Source organism: Rhizobium sp. SL42 (genome assembly GCF_021729845.1).
Taxonomy (GTDB): Bacteria; Pseudomonadota; Alphaproteobacteria; order Rhizobiales; family Rhizobiaceae; genus Allorhizobium.
In genome coordinates this window covers 3694000-3711030 of sequence record NZ_CP063397.1, presented here as the reverse complement: position 1 = coordinate 3711030, position 17031 = coordinate 3694000, and the positions used below count along the sequence as shown (strand labels likewise).

Genomic DNA, 17031 nt, shown 5'->3' with positions numbered 1-17031 from the left:
CGGGCGTTTGCCCTGCGATGAATATGAGGCGACGGACATTGGTCCGTCGCCTTTTTTTGTCAGGCGCGATCAGTGGCGACCGACCCAGCGCATGCTGAGAACATGGTCTAGCGACACCAGGCCTGCGCCTTTGACGACCAGGACAATCAGCGGAAAGAGCCAGAGCAGGCGCTGGTCGGCGATGACGCTGTCGGGGAAGCGATCAAACAGGGCGCCGATTGTCGTTGCATCGACGTTGTGCACATAGATGTCGGTCAGTGTCTGCACGGCAATGAAGGCGATCATGCCGAGCGCTGCGATGCGGGTAAACAGGCCGACGACGATCAGGACCGGCAAGAGCAACTCGCCATAGCTGCCGAACAAAACCATCGCCCCCCATGGCAGGAAAGAAATCGCCGAGACATCGCCACCGGCGGCATCCACCGCCGGCAGGGCGATCTGGTAGTAGGCGTTGTCGCTGATCCGGAACAATCCATCGAACTTCGTGCAAGCGGAATTCAGATAGTAGGGCAGCAGTACCGCCAGAAAGACGAGGCGGGCTGCCAGTCCGAGCAGCCAGGGCGAAAGCATGGCTTCGAACCGGCCCGTAAGAATTTGGTACCTGTCGATGAAAGAGGTCGGCAGCGTGCTCATGATGCGGCTCCGTTGTCTGCGCTGACACAGTCCAGGCTGCTGAATGCGCCGCTGGACAGGGCTATGCCAAGAAGGGTGGCGAGATCGGATGCAGCCGTCTCGGCGTAGGCCGCTTCGCAGGCTTCGGCTAAGGTCTGCCGTTCGATCAGCGCCGTGAGAAACGCATATCCGCCCGGTGGCAGGGGCTGAATCTTCACGTCGAAGGCCGGCCGCGTCACAAGGGCATTTTCCGCCTGCATCGGATTAACGTCGCTGAGCGCGGATCCGGCACGATCGCGAATGACGATCGTTGCCGCCGCGTGGCGGCAGCGTAATATCCGTGTTGCCGGATGCGCAGTAAAACGTAGGTGGCCAAGATCATCGGGCGGGATGGAGGCCAGGCTCATCGGATCGAGAGATGGGCTGTCTGCGCTGTGAAAACTGTCGAGCCAGAGCCGTTCCAGCTGAGCGACATCGGCGAGAAAAGGCAGGTCGCGGGCCGGGGGAAAGGATTGGATGAACCGGGCAAAATCATTGCCATAGGTGAATATCAATGGCGAACACGGTGGATGGGCGCGAACATGCAGCTGCGCCACGGCACGGAAGAACTCTTCGCCGACAAGGTTTTGCACAGTCGGGAAAATCGAGGCCAGCGCGTCGACGAGCGAGACCATGACATTGTTGCGATAGACCGCGAAGCGTCGGCCAACCGCGCTGCCACTTCCTGCGATGAGCCCGTCCGGCACCCTCTGCGCGGGATCGAGCAGGGCTGCGGCAAAGGCGCCGCTTGCAACCGGTTCAGCCGCCATGGCGCAGGCCTCCGGTGGTCTGCTTGTGGTGGGCGAGAATGGCATCGGCCCGAATCGCCTCGCGCTTCAGGATCGGCCAATCCGGGACGTCATTGTCCCACTCGATCAGTGTTGGACGGGGTCCTGTTGCGGCCAGAACGTGGTCGTAAAGATCCCAGACAAGTCTATCGACCGGTCTGTCATGGCTGTCGATCAGCAAGGGCTGGCCGGCGTCGTCCCGATCTTCGGCATGACCGGCAAGGTGGATCTCCTCGACCAGTTCGGTGGGGAAGTCGGCCAGGTAGTCCAGGGGTGCGTAGCCGTGGTTGGTCGCCGAGACATGGACATTGTTGATGTCCAGCAGGAGGCCACAGCCGGTACGGCAGGCAATCGCACGGATGAAATCCGTTTCGCGCATGGTGGTCGCCTCGAAGGCGACATAGGTCGAGGGATTTTCGAGAAGAATGCGGCGGGCGAGCCTGTCCTGCACCAGATCGATATGGTCGCAGACCCTTGCAAGGGTTTCCTCGTCATAGGGAACCGGCAGGAGGTCGTTGAAGAAGTGATCGTCGTGGGTCGACCAGGCAAGATGTTCCGACACGAATGCAGGCTCGTAGCGATCGACGATAGCCTTGAGGCGGTCGAGATGTTGCAGGTCGAGTCCTGCCGGGCTGCCGATTGACAGGCCCACGCCATGAACGGATAGCGGAAAGTCCGTACGCATGCGTGTCAGGATCCGGTGCGGATGTCCGCCGTCACCCATATAGTTTTCGGCATGCACCTCCAGAAAGCCGATGCGATAATCATCAGACAAGATGGCATCGGCATGCTGTGCCTTGAAACCGGCACCGGTGCGTGCGGGCATCGCTGGCGTCGTTGGGGAAATAGTATGGCGTGAAACGGCTGCCGTGTTCAGCATGACGGGTCTCCTTCGCGCGATGGGGCTGAGAAGGCGGAAGGGCTTGATGGCATCTCCGGTCAATTGGGGATGCCATCAGGCCATCAGGCGATCAGGCCTTGGGCATGTCGCGTTCCAGGGCTTCTAGCGCCCCCATACGGCCGTCCGGTGCGGTCATGGTCAGGCAGGTGCCGGCGGCCACATATTTCCAGGCATTGCCCTGATAATCGACCTTGGACGTGCCGGCGCAGGTGGTGCCGGGACCGGCGGCGCAATCATTCTTGCCGGCCATGGAAATGCCGAAGCATTTTTCCTTTTCCTGGGCGACGGCTGGGCCTGACAGCAGGCTGACGCCGGTGACTGCCATGGTAATGGCCGCGGCGAGTGCTGCGGAATTGATGGTATAGCTACTCATGATGCTTCTCCTTGGAGCGTGAAGCTGTTCCTCGAAACCAGCCCGATCGGGGCTGATAGAGGCATCATGGCGAGGCGCGCTGAACATTGGAAATCAATGATTATTGTAGTTTTCGCGAGCGTTTTGTTTGTAAGAAATCGGAATCTCAGACGACTTCTATGAATTGATCCACTTCTGCCTGCGTCGTCGAGAAGCTTGTTACAAGACGAACGAGCCGTTCGTTTTCACTGATCATGTGCGGCATGTCGCGGGGTGCCAGCCAGTCATAGAATTTCGCACCTTTCGATTGTGCGCGATCGGCGGCGGACTTGTCGATCACGGCAAAGACTTCGTTCGCCTGGGTCTCCCAGGCAAGCCGCGCATTGTTCTTGGCCGTCAGGCCAGCGCGCAGCCGGTCGGCCATGGCGTTGGAATGGCGGGCGAGGTCGAGCCAAAGATCGTCTTCGAGATAGGCTTCCAGCTGGGCCGAGATGAAGCGCGTCTTGGAGAAGAGCTGGGCGGAGCGCTTGCGGATATAAGGCATTTCCTCGGCCATTTCCGGCTTCATGAAGACGATCGCCTCCGCGCACCAGCAGCCATTCTTGGTGCCGCCGAAGGACAGGATGTCGACACCGCGCTTCCAGGTCATTTCGGCGGGTGTCGCGCCCAGGGCAACGAGCGCATTGGCGAAGCGGGCGCCATCCATGTGCAGGGGCAGCGATTTCGCCTTGGCGATGGCGGCGATCGCATCCAGTTCGTCGAGCGTATAGACTGTACCGGCCTCGGTTGCCTGGGTGACGGTGATCGCCATAGGCCGGCCCTGGTGCACGGAGGGCACGTCAAAGCGGGACACGGCGGTGTGGAGCGCTTCGCGGTCCATCTTGCCGTTGTCGCCTTCAACAGGGAAAAGCCGACAGGCGCTGGTCAGGAATTCGGGAGCGCCGCCTTCGTCTGCATTTACATGCGCGTCCGAGTGGCAGAAGGTCACACCGCCGGCCTTTGCGACGCTGGCAAGCGCCAGCGAATTGGCCGCCGTGCCTGTCGCGACGAAAAAGACGGCGACCTCGCGCTCGAAGATATCGTTGAACTGTGCCTCGATCCGCTTGTCGAGCTCGCTTGAGCCATAGGCACTGGCAAAGCCGGCGGCCTGCTTTGTGAGGCTTTCTGCGATCTTGGGGTGGGCGCCGGACCAGTTGTCTGAAGCGAAGAACATGATGAGTTTCCCGGGGTTGGAAGGAGTAGTCGCGAGCTTAGGCATTTCCGTCTCGCTATCAATCCGGTCCGCGGCGGAAGCTGTCGCTTTCGTGCAGTCCGCAAGAAGTGCATCACTGACCTATTCAGGCGGGAAAGAAAATTGCGCATTCGGCGTATCGGTGGCAACTTAGCGTCGGAAGGCCGGTTAATTTTCCTGGCGTGATCTTGCGTGAGCGTTTACTTTCTGTCATAGAAATCTCGAAATTAGGTCAGACTAGTTGACCTAATTCTGGTTTCTGAGGTGAAGGATTTGGGTGTCATCGCCCGGTGATGCGGTCCCGCTAGGGTCGCGGATCGCCAAAGGGATGCATCCGGCCGATGGTTCCAGGCAGGCGAGCCCGAGTGGATCGGGCCTATTTGGAGGGAAGGCAATGACGAAGATGACGCCATCCGACGAGATCGTTCAGGGTGCTGCCGAGCGCTCGTCCGAGGTCCGAGGCATCCGGCAGAACACGTATGGCCTTCCGGCTAAACAGGGCCTCTACGATCCGAAGAACGAACACGATGCCTGCGGCGTCGGCTTCATAGCCCATATGAAGGGCGTCAAGTCGCACCAGATCGTCAAGGACGGTTTGTTCATCCTGGAAAACCTCACCCATCGCGGCGCCGTTGGCGCAGATCCGCTGATGGGCGATGGTGCCGGCATTCTCGTCCAGATTCCGGACCGCTTCTTCCGCGAGGAAATGGCAAGTCAGGGTATCGTCCTGCCGAAGGCCGGCGAATATGCCGTCGGTCATTTCTTCTTCCCGCAGGACGAAGAGCAAATCACCCATTTCAAGAAGGTCATCGCGGAAGTCTGTTCCGCCGAAGGCCAGCATCTGATTGGCTACCGCGACGTGCCGGTCGACAATTCTTCGCTGTCCAAGGCGCCGGAGATTGCCGCGACTGAGCCGCGCCAGATCCAGGTCTTCATCGGCGCCGGCCGCGATGCCGCGACCCAGCAGCAGTTCGAGCGTCGCTTGTTCCTGCTGCGCAAGGTGATCTCCAACCGGATCTACGATCAGTATGGCGGCGAGGAGACCGGCTTCTACCCGGTGTCGCTGTCGTCCTCGACGATCGTGTACAAGGGCATGTTCCTCGCCTACCAGGTTGGCGCCTATTACAAGGATCTCGCCGATCCGCGCTTCGAGTCGGCCGTTGCCCTCGTGCACCAGCGCTTCTCGACCAACACCTTCCCGTCGTGGAAGCTGGCACATCCGTACCGCATGGTCGCCCATAACGGCGAAATCAACACGCTGCGCGGCAATGTCAACTGGATGGCAGCGCGCCAGGCGTCGGTCTCCTCGCCGCTGTTCGGCGACGACATTTCCAAGCTCTGGCCGATCTCTTACGAAGGCCAGTCGGACACGGCCTGCTTCGACAACGCGCTCGAATTCCTGCAGCGCGGCGGCTATTCGCTGGCGCATGCGGTGATGATGCTGATCCCGGAAGCCTGGGCCGGCAACCAGTCGATGAGCCCCGAGCGCAAGGCCTTCTACGAATATCACGCCGCCCTGATGGAGCCGTGGGACGGCCCTGCTGCCGTCTGTTTCACCGACGGCCGCCAGATCGGCGCGACGCTCGACCGCAACGGCCTGCGTCCGGCCCGCTACCTCGTCACCAATGACGACCGCGTCATTCTCGCTTCGGAAGCCGGCACGCTGCCGGTGCCGGAAGAAAGCATCGTGAAGAAGTGGCGCCTGCAGCCGGGCAAGATGCTGCTGATCGACATGGAAGAGGGCCGCATCATTTCCGATGAGGAAGTGAAGTCCAATCTCGCCGGCAGCCATCCCTATCGCAACTGGCTGGATCGCACCCAGTTGATCCTGGAAGAACTGAAGCCGGTGGAGCCGCGGGCGCTGCGCCGCGACGTGTCACTGCTCGATCGTCAGCAGGCCTTCGGCTACACGACCGAAGACACCAAGCTCCTGATGTCGCCGATGGCGACCACCGGTCAGGAAGCGATCGGCTCGATGGGCACCGATACACCGATCTCGGCGATGTCGTCGAAGTCGAAGATGCTCTACACCTATTTCAAGCAGAACTTCGCCCAGGTGACCAACCCGCCGATCGATCCGATCCGCGAAGAGCTGGTGATGAGCCTTGTGTCGTTCATTGGTCCGCGTCCGAACATCCTCGACCACGAGGGTGCGGCCAACGCCAAGCGGCTGGAAGTGCGCCAGCCGATCCTGACGAATGGCGATCTGGAAAAGATCCGCTCGATCGGTCACACGGAGGATCGCTTCGACACCAAGACGCTCGACTTCACCTATGATGTCGAACGCGGCGCCGAAGGCATGCCGGACATGCTCGACCGTCTTTGCGAGCGGGCTGAGGCTGCCGTGCGCGGCGGTTACAACATCATCGTCCTGTCCGACCGCCAGGTCGGTCCCGACCGGATCGCGATCCCGGCGCTTCTGGCAACCGCTGCGGTTCACCATCACCTGATCCGCAAGGGGCTTCGCACTTCGGTCGGCATCGTTGTGGAATCGGGCGAGCCGCGCGAAGTGCATCACTTCTGCTGTCTCGCCGGCTACGGCGCCGAGGCGATCAACCCCTATCTCGCCTTCGACACGCTGCTCGACATGCACAAGCACAACGAGTTTCCAAAGGAAGTGTCGGAGGACGAGGTCGTCTATCGCTATATCAAGGCGGTCGGCAAGGGTATCCTGAAGGTCATGTCGAAGATGGGCATCTCGACCTATCAGTCCTATTGCGGTGCGCAGATCTTCGATGCCATCGGCCTGTCGTCGGAACTGGTGGAGAAGTATTTCTTCGGCACGGCAACGACCATTGAGGGTATCGGCCTTACCGAGATCGCAGAGGAAACCGCCAGCCGTCACGCTGCTGCCTTCGGCAAGGATCCCATTCTGGCCTCGACGCTCGAGATCGGTGGCGAATATGCCTACCGCATGCGTGGTGAAAACCATGCCTGGAGCCCGGACTCGATCGCCTCGCTACAGCATGCCGTTCGCGGCAACAGTCAGGAGCGCTACCGCGAATTCGCCGAGATGGTGAACGACAGCAATCTGCGGATGAACACCATTCGCGGCCTGTTCAAGATCAAGACGGCGGAAGATCTCGGTCGCAAGCCGGTGTCGATCGACGCGGTCGAGCCGGCTGCCGAGATCGTCAAGCGATTCTCGACCGGTGCCATGTCCTTCGGCTCGATCTCCAGGGAGGCGCATACGACGCTGGCGATCGCGATGAACAAGATCGGTGGCAAGTCCAACACCGGCGAAGGCGGCGAGGAAAGCGATCGCTACCTGCCGCTGCTGAATGGTGCTGCCAACCCAGAGCGTTCGGCGATCAAGCAGATCGCGTCCGGCCGCTTCGGTGTCACGACTGAATATCTGGTCAATGCCGATATGCTGCAGATCAAGGTCGCGCAGGGTGCCAAGCCCGGCGAAGGCGGCCAGTTGCCCGGCCACAAGGTCGACGCGACGGTGGCCAAGACCCGTCACTCGACGCCGGGTGTCGGCCTGATCTCGCCACCGCCGCATCACGACATCTATTCGATCGAAGATCTGGCACAGCTGATCTACGATTTGAAGAACGTCAACCCTGACGCCGATGTCTCGGTCAAGCTGGTGTCGGAAGTCGGCGTCGGCACGGTTGCCGCCGGTGTTGCCAAGGCACGCGCCGACCATATCACCGTTTCCGGTTTCGACGGCGGCACCGGTGCCTCGCCGCTGACTTCGCTGAAGCATGCCGGTTCGCCGTGGGAAATCGGTCTTGCCGAGACACAGCAGACGCTGGTGCTGAACGGTCTTCGTTCGCGTATCGCGCTGCAGGTCGATGGCGGGTTGAAGACCGGCCGCGACGTGATCATCGGTGCGCTTTTGGGTGCCGACGAGTTCGGCTTTGCGACGGCTCCGCTGATCGCGGCCGGCTGCATCATGATGCGCAAGTGCCATCTGAACACCTGCCCGGTCGGCGTTGCCACCCAGGATCCGGTCCTGCGCAAGCGTTTCAAGGGTACACCTGAGCATGTCATCAACTACTTCTTCTTCGTTGCCGAAGAAGTGCGCGAAATCCTCGCCTCGCTTGGCTTGACCAAGCTGGACGAGATCATCGGCGCTTCCGAACTACTGGAAAAGGACGAGATGCTTGCCCACTGGAAGGCCAAGGGTCTCGATTTCTCGAAGATCTTCCATAAGGTGGACGCACCGAAGGAAGCCACTTACTGGACGGAGCGGCAGAAGCACCCGATCGACGACATCCTCGATCGCAAGCTGATCGAGAAGGCGATGCCGGCTCTCGAGGCCAAGCAGCCGGTGGTCTTCGACGTCGATATCAAGAATGTCGACCGCTCGGCCGGCGCCATGCTGTCCGGCGAACTTGCCAAGCGATTTGGCCACAAGGGTCTGAAGGACGACACGATCCACGTCACGCTGACCGGCACGGCGGGTCAGTCCTTTGGTGCATTTCTCGCGCGTGGCATCACGTTTGATCTCGTCGGAGACGGCAATGACTATGTCGGCAAGGGGCTTTCGGGCGGCCGCATCATCGTGCGCCCACCGGAAAACACCCGGATCGTCGCCGAGGAGTCGATCATTGTCGGCAATACGGTTCTCTACGGCGCCATCGCCGGCGAGTGCTATTTCCGCGGCGTGGCCGGTGAACGGTTCGCCGTGCGCAACTCGGGCTCGATCGCGGTTGTCGAGGGCGTGGGCGACCATGGCTGCGAATACATGACCGGCGGTGTCGTCGTCGTGCTTGGCCAGACCGGTCGTAACTTTGCGGCGGGCATGTCGGGTGGCGTGGCCTACGTGCTCGATGAAACGGGTGATTTCGCCAAGCGCTGCAATATGGCGATGGTCGAGCTCGAACCGGTTCCGGAAGAGGACGACATGCTCGAGAAGCTGCACCATCACGGTGGCGACCTGATGCACAAGGGCCTGGTCGACGTGTCCGGCGATATGACCCGCCACGACGAGGAGCGCCTCTACCAGCTGATCTCGAACCATCTGCACTACACGGGCTCGAACCGCGCCAAGCAAATCCTCGACAGCTGGGCCGAGTTCCGTCCGAAGTTCCGCAAGGTCATGCCGGTCGAGTACCGCCGTGCGCTGGAGGAAATGGAACGCATGCGCATGGGCGTTGCCGCCGAATGATTGCCACCTCGACATCCCGGATGTGCCGGGATGTCGCCGCCCACGGCCCGGCCGTGCAGTTGAAGCTCAGATTAGCAGGACTTTAAAATGGGCAAGGTTACAGGTTTCATGGAAATCGACCGGCAGGTGGCGAAGTATCAGCCGGCCTCCGATCGCATTCGCCATTTCCGCGAATTCACCATCCCGATGTCGGATCCTGAAGTCACCAAACAGGCAGCACGCTGCATGGATTGCGGCATTCCCTATTGCCATGGCCCGACCGGCTGCCCGGTGCATAACCAGATCCCGGACTGGAACGATCTCGTCTACAACAACAAGTGGGAAGAGGCGATCCGCAACCTCCATTCCACCAATAACTTCCCGGAATTCACCGGCCGCGTCTGTCCTGCGCCTTGCGAGGAAGCCTGTACGCTGAACCTCGAGGATGCGCCGGTGGCGATCAAGACGGTCGAGCAGGCGATTGCCGACAAGGCCTACGAGCTCGGTTTCATCGTGCCGCAGCCGGCGACGATCCATACCGGAAAGAAGGTAGCGATCATCGGTTCCGGCCCGTCGGGTCTGGCCGCTGCCCAGCAGCTTGGCCGCGCCGGCCATGAAGTGCATGTCTATGAGCGCGAAACCAAGGCCGGTGGCCTGCTGCGCTACGGTATTCCGGATTTCAAGATGGAGAAGAACTTCATCGATCGTCGCGTCGAGCAGATGAAGGGTGAAAATGTCACCTTCCACTACGGCGTCAATGTCGGTGTCGATGTGACGGTCGAACAGCTGCGCGCCGACTACGATGCGGTGCTCTACTGTGGTGGCTCGGAAACGCCGCGCGAAGCCGGCATTCCAGGCGTCGAACTGCATGGCGTGCATGATGCCATGCCGTATCTGGTGCAGCAGAACCGCCGCGTCGGCCGCGAAAACATCGACAGCAACGGCTGGCCGTCCGATCCGATCCTCGCCGGCGGCAAACATGTTGTGGTCGTCGGCGGTGGCGATACCGCGTCCGACTGCGTCGGCACGGCCTTCCGCCAGGGTGCGGTCAAGGTGACCCAGCTCGACATCCGCCCGCGTCCGCCGCAGACCGAGGACAAGCTGGCGATCTGGCCGTTCTGGGCGACCAAGATGCGCACGTCCTCAAGCCAGGCAGAAGGCGCGGTGCGCGAGTTCCAGGTGGCAACGCTCGAGTTCGTCGGTGAAGACGGGGTGCTGACCGGCGTGAAGTGCTGCCAGGTGGACGAGAAGCGCAAGCCGATCCCGGGCACCGAGTTCATCATCAAGGCCGATCTCGGTTTTATCGCCATCGGTTTCTCGGGTCCGTTCACCGACAGCGTGCTGAAGGAAATGAACGGCCAGCTGACGCTCAATACCGATCGTCGCGGCTCGACCAATGTGGTGGCCGATGACAAGGACTACAGGACCTCGGTCGACAAGCTCTGGGCAGCAGGCGACGTTCGCCGTGGCCAGTCGCTGGTCGTCTGGGCAATCCGCGAAGGCCGCCAGGCCGCGCGCGCCATCGACGAGGCGCTGATGGGATCAAGCGTTCTGCCAAGGTAAGGGGTCAGGATACTTGTACGAAAATGGTCGCCTTTGCGGGCGGCCCTTTTCTGTGTCCGGATCTGTCGGATGATCGGGGTTAGCGGGTGATGGTCGCGGGGGTGGCCGATAGCGGCAAGCGCACGTCATCGACGCGTCCGGCAGGCGGGTCCGGCAACAGGCCATTCTGCACCAGCTGCTCGCGGACGGTGACCACGGACGAGGCAGGAACCGGTTGGCCGCCGAGCAATTCGCTCGCGCCGTCCAGCTCCGGATCGAAGAGGTCCATCGGCGGTGTCGAAACGATGCTCTTCGTCTCGGATGGCGGCATGTTGACCAGTTCCGGCAGGTTGCTGGCATCAAGACGCACCAGGTCGGGGCTGGTCATGTCGCCGAGATGGCGGCGGACTGACTTTTCCACATAGAAGGCTAGCTTGCGCTTGCCGGGGGGCGTGAAGCCGATGCCGTCGGTGCCGCGCAAGCGAACGGGTTGTCCGTTGATATCCGAGCCGGTGATGATGAAGCGACCGTCCTGGTCGACGAAGCCATCCCAGACATCGATGAATTCGCCCTTCTGGCGCTCGACGGAGGCGCGATAGAGCGTATTCAGTCTGAGGGCATCCGCTGTCATGTTCTGCGGTCTGAACGCGGGCAGGCCGACCCAAATCAATGGCGTCTTGCTGCGCGTCACCACCTCTGCCAGTCGGTTCACCCGCGCCTCATAGGCGGTGAACCAGCCTTCGGTGCGGAAATCGAGCTTGGCGTCCGGCGCAATGATCTGCTGGCGGTCGTTGGCGCCGATCTGGATCACGACCACGCTTGGTTTCATGGTTTCAATCAGTGCCGGGAGTTCGCCGATCCAGTCATAGTAGTCGACGCGCACGAGACCGGACGAGCCATTGGACCGCGTCTCGACCTTGACGCCGGGAGCCTCCTCGAACGCGGTCTTCAAACCATCGCCCAGGCCTCCGGCAACAAAGTCGCCGATAACCAGAACGGTCTTGGCGTTTTCAAGCTTGTCGGGCGGCGGCGCCACGACTGCTGCACCGGTCGCAGGTTTTTTCGTCTTGATCTTGGTGACACTGCCCGCCGTTTTCTTGCGCGGGCGGACTTCGCGGATCGGCTTCTGCACTTCACGCGGCGGTACATAGACCGGCTCGCGCGCCCCGAAAAGCATGTCGAACAGGTTTCGTCGGCGCTCATATTGTTGGGCTTCGGCGGACGTCGTGAGGAGGGTGGCCGCAATCAGCACTGCCGATAGGACCAGCGCGCCGATACGGCTGAGGATAAGACGGTGTCGTCTCGATGCCATGTCACTCGCCTTGATATGCGGACTATAAGCCGCGCGATGACCGTATGTGGATCGCGCGGCTTTTCAAGTCAATGGCCAAGTCAGTGACCAAGTCAACGGCGGGTCTGGCCGCCCTCGGATCAGTTTCTCAAGGCGTCCAGAAGCGGACGCGATGGCTGGCCATCGACGGACATGCCGAGACGTCCCTGGATGGCGGAGATCGCGGCTTTCGAACCGGAGCCGAAATTGCCGTCGATCTTGCCATCGTAGTAGCCGAGCGCCTGCATCCGGGTCTGAAGCTCGAACTTTTCCTTGATGTCGAGCGTGCCCTGCGGGCGCGGCCAGCTTTGCTTCATGCCGCCATAACCGGCCAGTTCGTCAGCCAGCAGACCGACGCCGAGCGCATAGCTGTCGGCGGCATTGTAGCGCTTGAGGACGAAGTAATTCTTGGTCATCAGGAAGCCGGGCCCGTTGGCGCCGCCGAGCAGCTTCAATTCTGCGCGCTCTGCGCCATTCTTGAAGCCCTTGCCAGTTGGCCGGACAAAACCCAGGGCCTGCCACTGGGCCAGCGTTTTCGTCTGGCCGGCATAGGTGCTGCCGCCCTTCGGCACCACGGTCTCATAGCCCCAGGTCTTGCCGGTCTGCCAGTTGTTCTTCGCAAGCAGGTTCGCGGCGGTGGCCAGCGCATCTGGGATGGAGTGCCAGATGTCCTTTTCGCCATTGCCATCGGCATCGACGCCATACAGCAGATAGCTGGACGGAATGAACTGGGTATGGCCCATGGCGCCGGCCCAGGAACCCATCAGGTTCTTGTTGCTGACGTCGCCGTTCTGCAACATCTTCAGGGCCGCGATGAGCTGAGTGCGGGCATATTTGGCGCGTTTCTTGTCGGCATAGGCAAGGGTTGCCAGCGAGCGCGGGACGTTGTGCAGGCGGTCAGGGCGCTCAAGGGCGGCACCGTAGTTCGATTCCATCGACCAGATGGCGACGATGATATGCTTGTCGACGCCGAAGTGCTTTTCCAGGGCCGCCAGCGTGCGGCCGTGTTTGGCGATCATTTCCTGACCGACCTTAACGGTATAGGGATTGACGCGGCTATCCAGGTAATCCCAGATCTGCGACTTGAATTCGGGCTGGTAGGCGGCTTTTTCCAAGACAAATTCATCCGGAGCGGTCACGCCGGCAAAGGCCTGGCGATACGTGCGCTCGGTGATGCCACTTTTTGCGGCCGTGCTGTAGAAGCCATTGATCCACTTCTGGAATCCGGCGTCTGCCTGAGCCTGCACCGGCATCATGCTGGTGGCTATAGTCAGGACAATTGCGCCGAGAAGGCTGGGATGGTGTCGGTTCATGGGCATCTCCCCGTTCGTTCTACGGTTCGTTCGACAGCTGGAACAAATGCTGTTCACCCTAGGTTAATGCTATTGCGTCAACAAACTCTTTACCATGCGCGGTTTGCTCTCGCATCATCTTTGCGAATTCACTGCAAATGTATACTAGTGAAGGCCCCGTGCCGTGACGACGTTAATCGATTAGATCCTCCAGGAGGAATGTGTGGTTCAACCGAATAAGCTCCGCAAAGCAGTTTTCCCCGTCGCCGGTCTCGGCACTCGCTTTCTTCCCGCCACCAAGGCCGTGCCGAAGGAAATGCTGACGGTCGTCGACAAGCCGGTCATCCAGTACGTGGTCGACGAGGCCATCGAAGCGGGCATCGAGCATTTCGTCTTCGTCACCGGGCGGGGCAAGGCGGTCATCGAAGACTATTTCGACATCCAGTTCGAGCTTGAGCAGACGTTGAAGTCGCGTAACAAAAACGCCGAGCTTTCGCTGCTCGATTCCCTTCAGCTGACCGCCGGCCAGACGAGTTTCACCCGTCAGCAGGAGCCGCTCGGTCTTGGCCACGCCGTCTGGTGCGCCCGCGATATCGTCGGTCACGAGCCGTTTGCATTGTTGCTTCCTGACATGATCATGCGTGGCGAGAAGGCCTGCCTGAAGGGCATGGTTGAACTCTACGAGAAGACCGGCGGCAATATTGTGGCCGTCGAGGAATGCACACCCGATCAGGCGCATAAATACGGTATCGTTGGTGTCGGCGAGGCGCTGGAGGGCGGCTTCAAAATCACCGAAATGGTCGAGAAGCCGGCCAAGGGCACGGCGCCCTCCAATTTCTTCATCAACGGCCGCTATATCCTCCAGCCTGAGATCTTCGATATTCTGTCGACGCAGGAACGTGGCGCCGGCAATGAAATCCAGCTGACCGACGGCATGCTGAAGCTTGCCAAGGACCAGTCTTTTTCCGGCTATCACTTCAAGGGCCAGACCTTCGACTGTGGTGCCAAGGACGGTTTCATACTGGCCAACGTATCGTTTGCCATCGAGCGTCCCGACATCCGTCCGGCGATCGAGGAGCAGCTCAAGGCGCTTCTGGCTGCGTTGAAATAAACGTCCGATTCTCTGGCCGCCAGGCTCAACGCTTGGCGGTCAGTCCGACAAGGGCGGTCAGGTCGCTGCTCTCGCCGCCGTATTTGTAGTCGGTCCGCTCGTAGTTCAGGTCGGCCGTGGCATCCAGGTAGCGATTGATGCTCCAGGTCAGGCCGGCGCCCGCAAGATAGCCGGTGCTGTTGCCCGTTTCTCCCAAACCATCATAATTCGTCAGCGTCAGGCCGGATGACAGGCGTGCCACCAGATTGCTGCGCAGATCATGCTCGAGCTTGGCCGTCAGCCGGTGAACCCTTGCTCCATTAACGCCTGCGGTGGTCGATGGATCGACATAGGTCTCGACCGCGAGGTCGATATCGGTGCCTTCCTGCGGCGACCAGTAGAGGTTGCCGTCCACCGTGAGGGCCGACAATTCCGCCAACCGGCTGTCGTCATAACGTTGCCGCTCATGGCCGACGCCCAATTCGCCACGCAGCTTCTCGCCGAGATCGACGGCCACACCGACCTTGGCGGCATAGACATCCGCCGAGCGCTCGTAGCCATTGGCGTCGGTGGTGTCATCATAGGAAATGCGGCCGAGCGTTCCCTCGACGAAAGGCGTCAGGGCAGGGGAGAGTTCGTAGCCGACGCGGGCACTGATGGTCGAGCGCATGCGATCGCGATCGCTTCGCGACAGGGTCGAACCATCCGACAGCTTGACGTCGGAATATTGCCAGCGTGTGATGTCCCCGGCAATCGAGCCGCGCAACAGGCCGAGATCCCGTTCGATCGAGAGGCCGCCATCGAACTGGTTGACCGCCGATTGCGCGCTGGCGCCGGCAACGGCGTTCGGATCATCGGTGTCTTCGCGGCTGTAGTTATAGGCGCTGGTGATGTTGGCAATGGTGTCATCGGCGAGATCCAGCCGAAGGTCTGCATTGATATTGGCGCGAGGCTTGTCTTCGGTGTTGCCGGAAATGGTGTTTTGCCAGTAGCCTTCGCCGCCAATGGTCAACTGGTGGCGGGACCAGTCGGACGCCAGCGTGCCCTTCAGTCCCGTCTCGGAGAAGATGCGGGTTTCGCGTCCCGCGCCGTCGTCGGAGGTCTCGCTGCCGATGCTCTGGCTGATGGCCGGACGCAACACCATGGTGCCGAGCCGAATGCCGGGCGTCTTGTCGTCTTCGCGCCGGATCCTGGCGGTGGTCGGGTCGTCAAGCCGGGTTTCCCGCAGATTCTGTCGGCCGAAATCCGGATCCTGGGCAATGCCGCCATCGGCATCGAGCATGGGATCGCTCAATGGGGCAGCCAAAGGTGTCGCGGGCACGGTGCCTTCGGCGGGGATGGTCCCGGTGGTGGTCCCGTCCGCGTTCTGCGTATCTTCCCCGGTCGCATAGGGATCATCGGTGCCGGCAGGCTGGGTTGCTGCTGCCTGCTGTGTCGTCGAGGCGGCTGCGCTGGATGGCCTGGTTGCCGTTGCCTGCTGGGCGAAGGCGGGCATGGGCAGGGCAAAGACATGGGTTGCCAGCAGGCCGGCTGCGGCATGCAAGCCGAGGCGGCCGGCGCCGCGCAGTCCCGTGTTCTTGTCGATTCCCATGAATTTATGCCTGGCGATCTGAAATGCTTACCCAAACGTAAAGCGAGGTGGTTAATGTTTGGTTTCGATCCCGAGCATTCCCGGCATGGGGCCCCTCGAAGCGGCCCCGTGTTGTCGCGCAGGCGCTTCGGTGGACAGGATCGGGCAAACGCAGTATGGGGACTGCCATGATCAAACGTGCTGTCAATCTTGTCGAAGCTGGCGCCATCGAGTCGGCCATCCGTGTTGTCTCGACCGAACGGGCCGGGCTGCTGGCGCTTGAGGAGGCTCTGGCCGGACCGCTGGCCCAGCCGTTCTGCAACGCGGTGAAGGTGATCGGCGATATCGCCGGTCGTGTCATCGTTACCGGTGTCGGCAAGAGCGGCCATATCGGCACGAAGATTGCCGCGACCCTTGCTTCCACCGGAACACCGGCCTTCTTTGTCCATCCGGCCGAAGCCAATCATGGTGATCTCGGCATGATTGGCGCCGATGACGCCATTCTTGCCATGTCCTGGGGCGGCGAGACCGCCGAATTGCAGGGCATCGTCAATTTCTCGCGGCGCTTTTCCATTCCGCTGATTGCCATGACGGCGGGCGAGCAATCAACGCTTGCACGCAATGCCGATGTAGTTCTGCTGATGCCGAAGGTTCAGGAAGCCTGTCCACATGGATTGGCGCCGACCTCATCCGCCGTCCTGCAACTTGCCATGGGTGATGCGATCGCGATTGCCCTGCTTGAGGCCCGTGGCTTTTCACCCAGCGATTTCCGCACGTTTCACCCGGGTGGCAAACTCGGGGCGAGCCTGACCCATGTGCGCGACATCATGCATACGGGCGACCGGGTTCCACTGGTCTCGCTCGGCACATCGATGCCGGATGCGGTCAAGATCCTGTCTCACAAGCGTTTTGGTTGTGTCGGGGTGGTCGATGCGTCGGGCAAGCTGTGCGGCATCGTCACCGAAGGCGACATGGCGCGTCATCTGGCGCGGGACCTCTCGGTCCTCAACGTCGATGACGTAATGACCCGCAATCCCAAGGTGATCGATGGAGCAGCGCTTGCGTCAACAGCTGCGGCAATGATCAACAAGCACGGCATCGGGGCTTTGCTTGTCGTGGACGAAAGCCATTGCCCGATCGGGCTCATCCATTTCCACGATCTGCTGCGGATCGGGGTGGCTTGAGC

Annotated in this window: 12 protein-coding genes; 4 read left to right on the top strand and 8 right to left on the bottom strand. The window is 61.1% G+C overall.

Annotated features, from left to right (window positions below):
* Window positions 1-69 precede the first annotated feature (69 nt).
* The 5 genes from IM739_RS17545 to IM739_RS17525 all read right to left on the bottom strand — a co-directional run bounded on the left by IM739_RS17545 (window position 70) and on the right by IM739_RS17525 (window position 3905).
* Window positions 70-633: a DoxX family protein gene (locus IM739_RS17545; protein ID WP_237368953.1), complete on the bottom strand. Its 564-nt coding sequence runs from the start codon at window positions 631-633 to the stop codon at window positions 70-72.
* On the bottom strand, window positions 630-1421 hold the full coding sequence (locus tag IM739_RS17540) for an HvfC/BufC N-terminal domain-containing protein (RefSeq protein ID WP_237368952.1): 792 nt from the start codon (window positions 1419-1421) through the stop codon (window positions 630-632). Before IM739_RS17540 ends, IM739_RS17545 begins: the two co-directional genes overlap by 4 nt.
* The gene (gene bufB, locus IM739_RS17535; RefSeq protein ID WP_442981055.1) at window positions 1411-2319 is read right to left on the bottom strand and encodes a DUF692 domain-containing protein; all 909 of its coding nucleotides are present in this window, start codon (window positions 2317-2319) and stop codon (window positions 1411-1413) included. The genes IM739_RS17540 and bufB overlap by 11 nt, the downstream gene beginning before the upstream one ends.
* Before the next feature lie 91 nt (window positions 2320-2410).
* Window positions 2411-2713 carry a BufA1 family periplasmic bufferin-type metallophore gene (locus tag IM739_RS17530; protein ID WP_237368951.1) on the bottom strand — a complete coding sequence of 101 codons (303 nt, stop codon included), beginning with the start codon at window positions 2711-2713 and terminating at the stop codon, window positions 2411-2413.
* Between the two features lie 145 nt (window positions 2714-2858).
* Window positions 2859-3905: a threonine aldolase family protein gene (locus IM739_RS17525; RefSeq protein WP_237368950.1), complete on the bottom strand. Its 1047-nt coding sequence runs from the start codon at window positions 3903-3905 to the stop codon at window positions 2859-2861.
* A gap of 412 nt (window positions 3906-4317) precedes the next feature.
* On the opposite strand from IM739_RS17525, the gene gltB reads away from it, so the two are divergent.
* Window positions 4318-9042 (top strand): glutamate synthase large subunit, encoded by a 4725-nt coding sequence (gene gltB, locus IM739_RS17520; protein ID WP_237368949.1) that lies wholly within the window; start codon window positions 4318-4320, stop codon window positions 9040-9042.
* A gap of 87 nt (window positions 9043-9129) precedes the next feature.
* Window positions 9130-10584 carry a glutamate synthase subunit beta gene (locus tag IM739_RS17515; protein WP_237368948.1) on the top strand — a complete coding sequence of 485 codons (1455 nt, stop codon included), beginning with the start codon at window positions 9130-9132 and terminating at the stop codon, window positions 10582-10584.
* Window positions 10585-10663: 79 nt separating this feature from the next.
* On the opposite strand, the gene IM739_RS17510 is transcribed toward IM739_RS17515, so the two are convergent.
* Window positions 10664-11875, bottom strand: a complete 1212-nt coding sequence (locus tag IM739_RS17510; RefSeq protein WP_237368947.1) for an SGNH/GDSL hydrolase family protein — start codon at window positions 11873-11875, stop codon at window positions 10664-10666.
* 119 nt (window positions 11876-11994) lie between these two features.
* Window positions 11995-13212, bottom strand: coding sequence for a lytic murein transglycosylase (locus IM739_RS17505; RefSeq protein ID WP_237368946.1), 1218 nt, complete (start codon window positions 13210-13212; stop codon window positions 11995-11997).
* A gap of 196 nt (window positions 13213-13408) precedes the next feature.
* Between IM739_RS17505 and galU the strand changes: the two genes are divergently transcribed.
* A complete protein-coding gene (galU, locus tag IM739_RS17500) occupies window positions 13409-14296 on the top strand; it encodes a UTP--glucose-1-phosphate uridylyltransferase GalU (protein ID WP_007607162.1) in 888 nt (295 codons plus the stop codon).
* Window positions 14297-14321: 25 nt separating this feature from the next.
* Here galU and IM739_RS17495 read toward each other — a convergent pair whose 3' ends face one another.
* Window positions 14322-15866: an outer membrane beta-barrel protein gene (locus IM739_RS17495; RefSeq protein WP_237368945.1), complete on the bottom strand. Its 1545-nt coding sequence runs from the start codon at window positions 15864-15866 to the stop codon at window positions 14322-14324.
* A gap of 167 nt (window positions 15867-16033) precedes the next feature.
* Between IM739_RS17495 and IM739_RS17490 the strand changes: the two genes are divergently transcribed.
* Window positions 16034-17029, top strand: coding sequence for a KpsF/GutQ family sugar-phosphate isomerase (locus IM739_RS17490; protein ID WP_237368944.1), 996 nt, complete (start codon window positions 16034-16036; stop codon window positions 17027-17029).
* The last annotated feature ends 2 nt before the right edge of the window (window positions 17030-17031 follow it).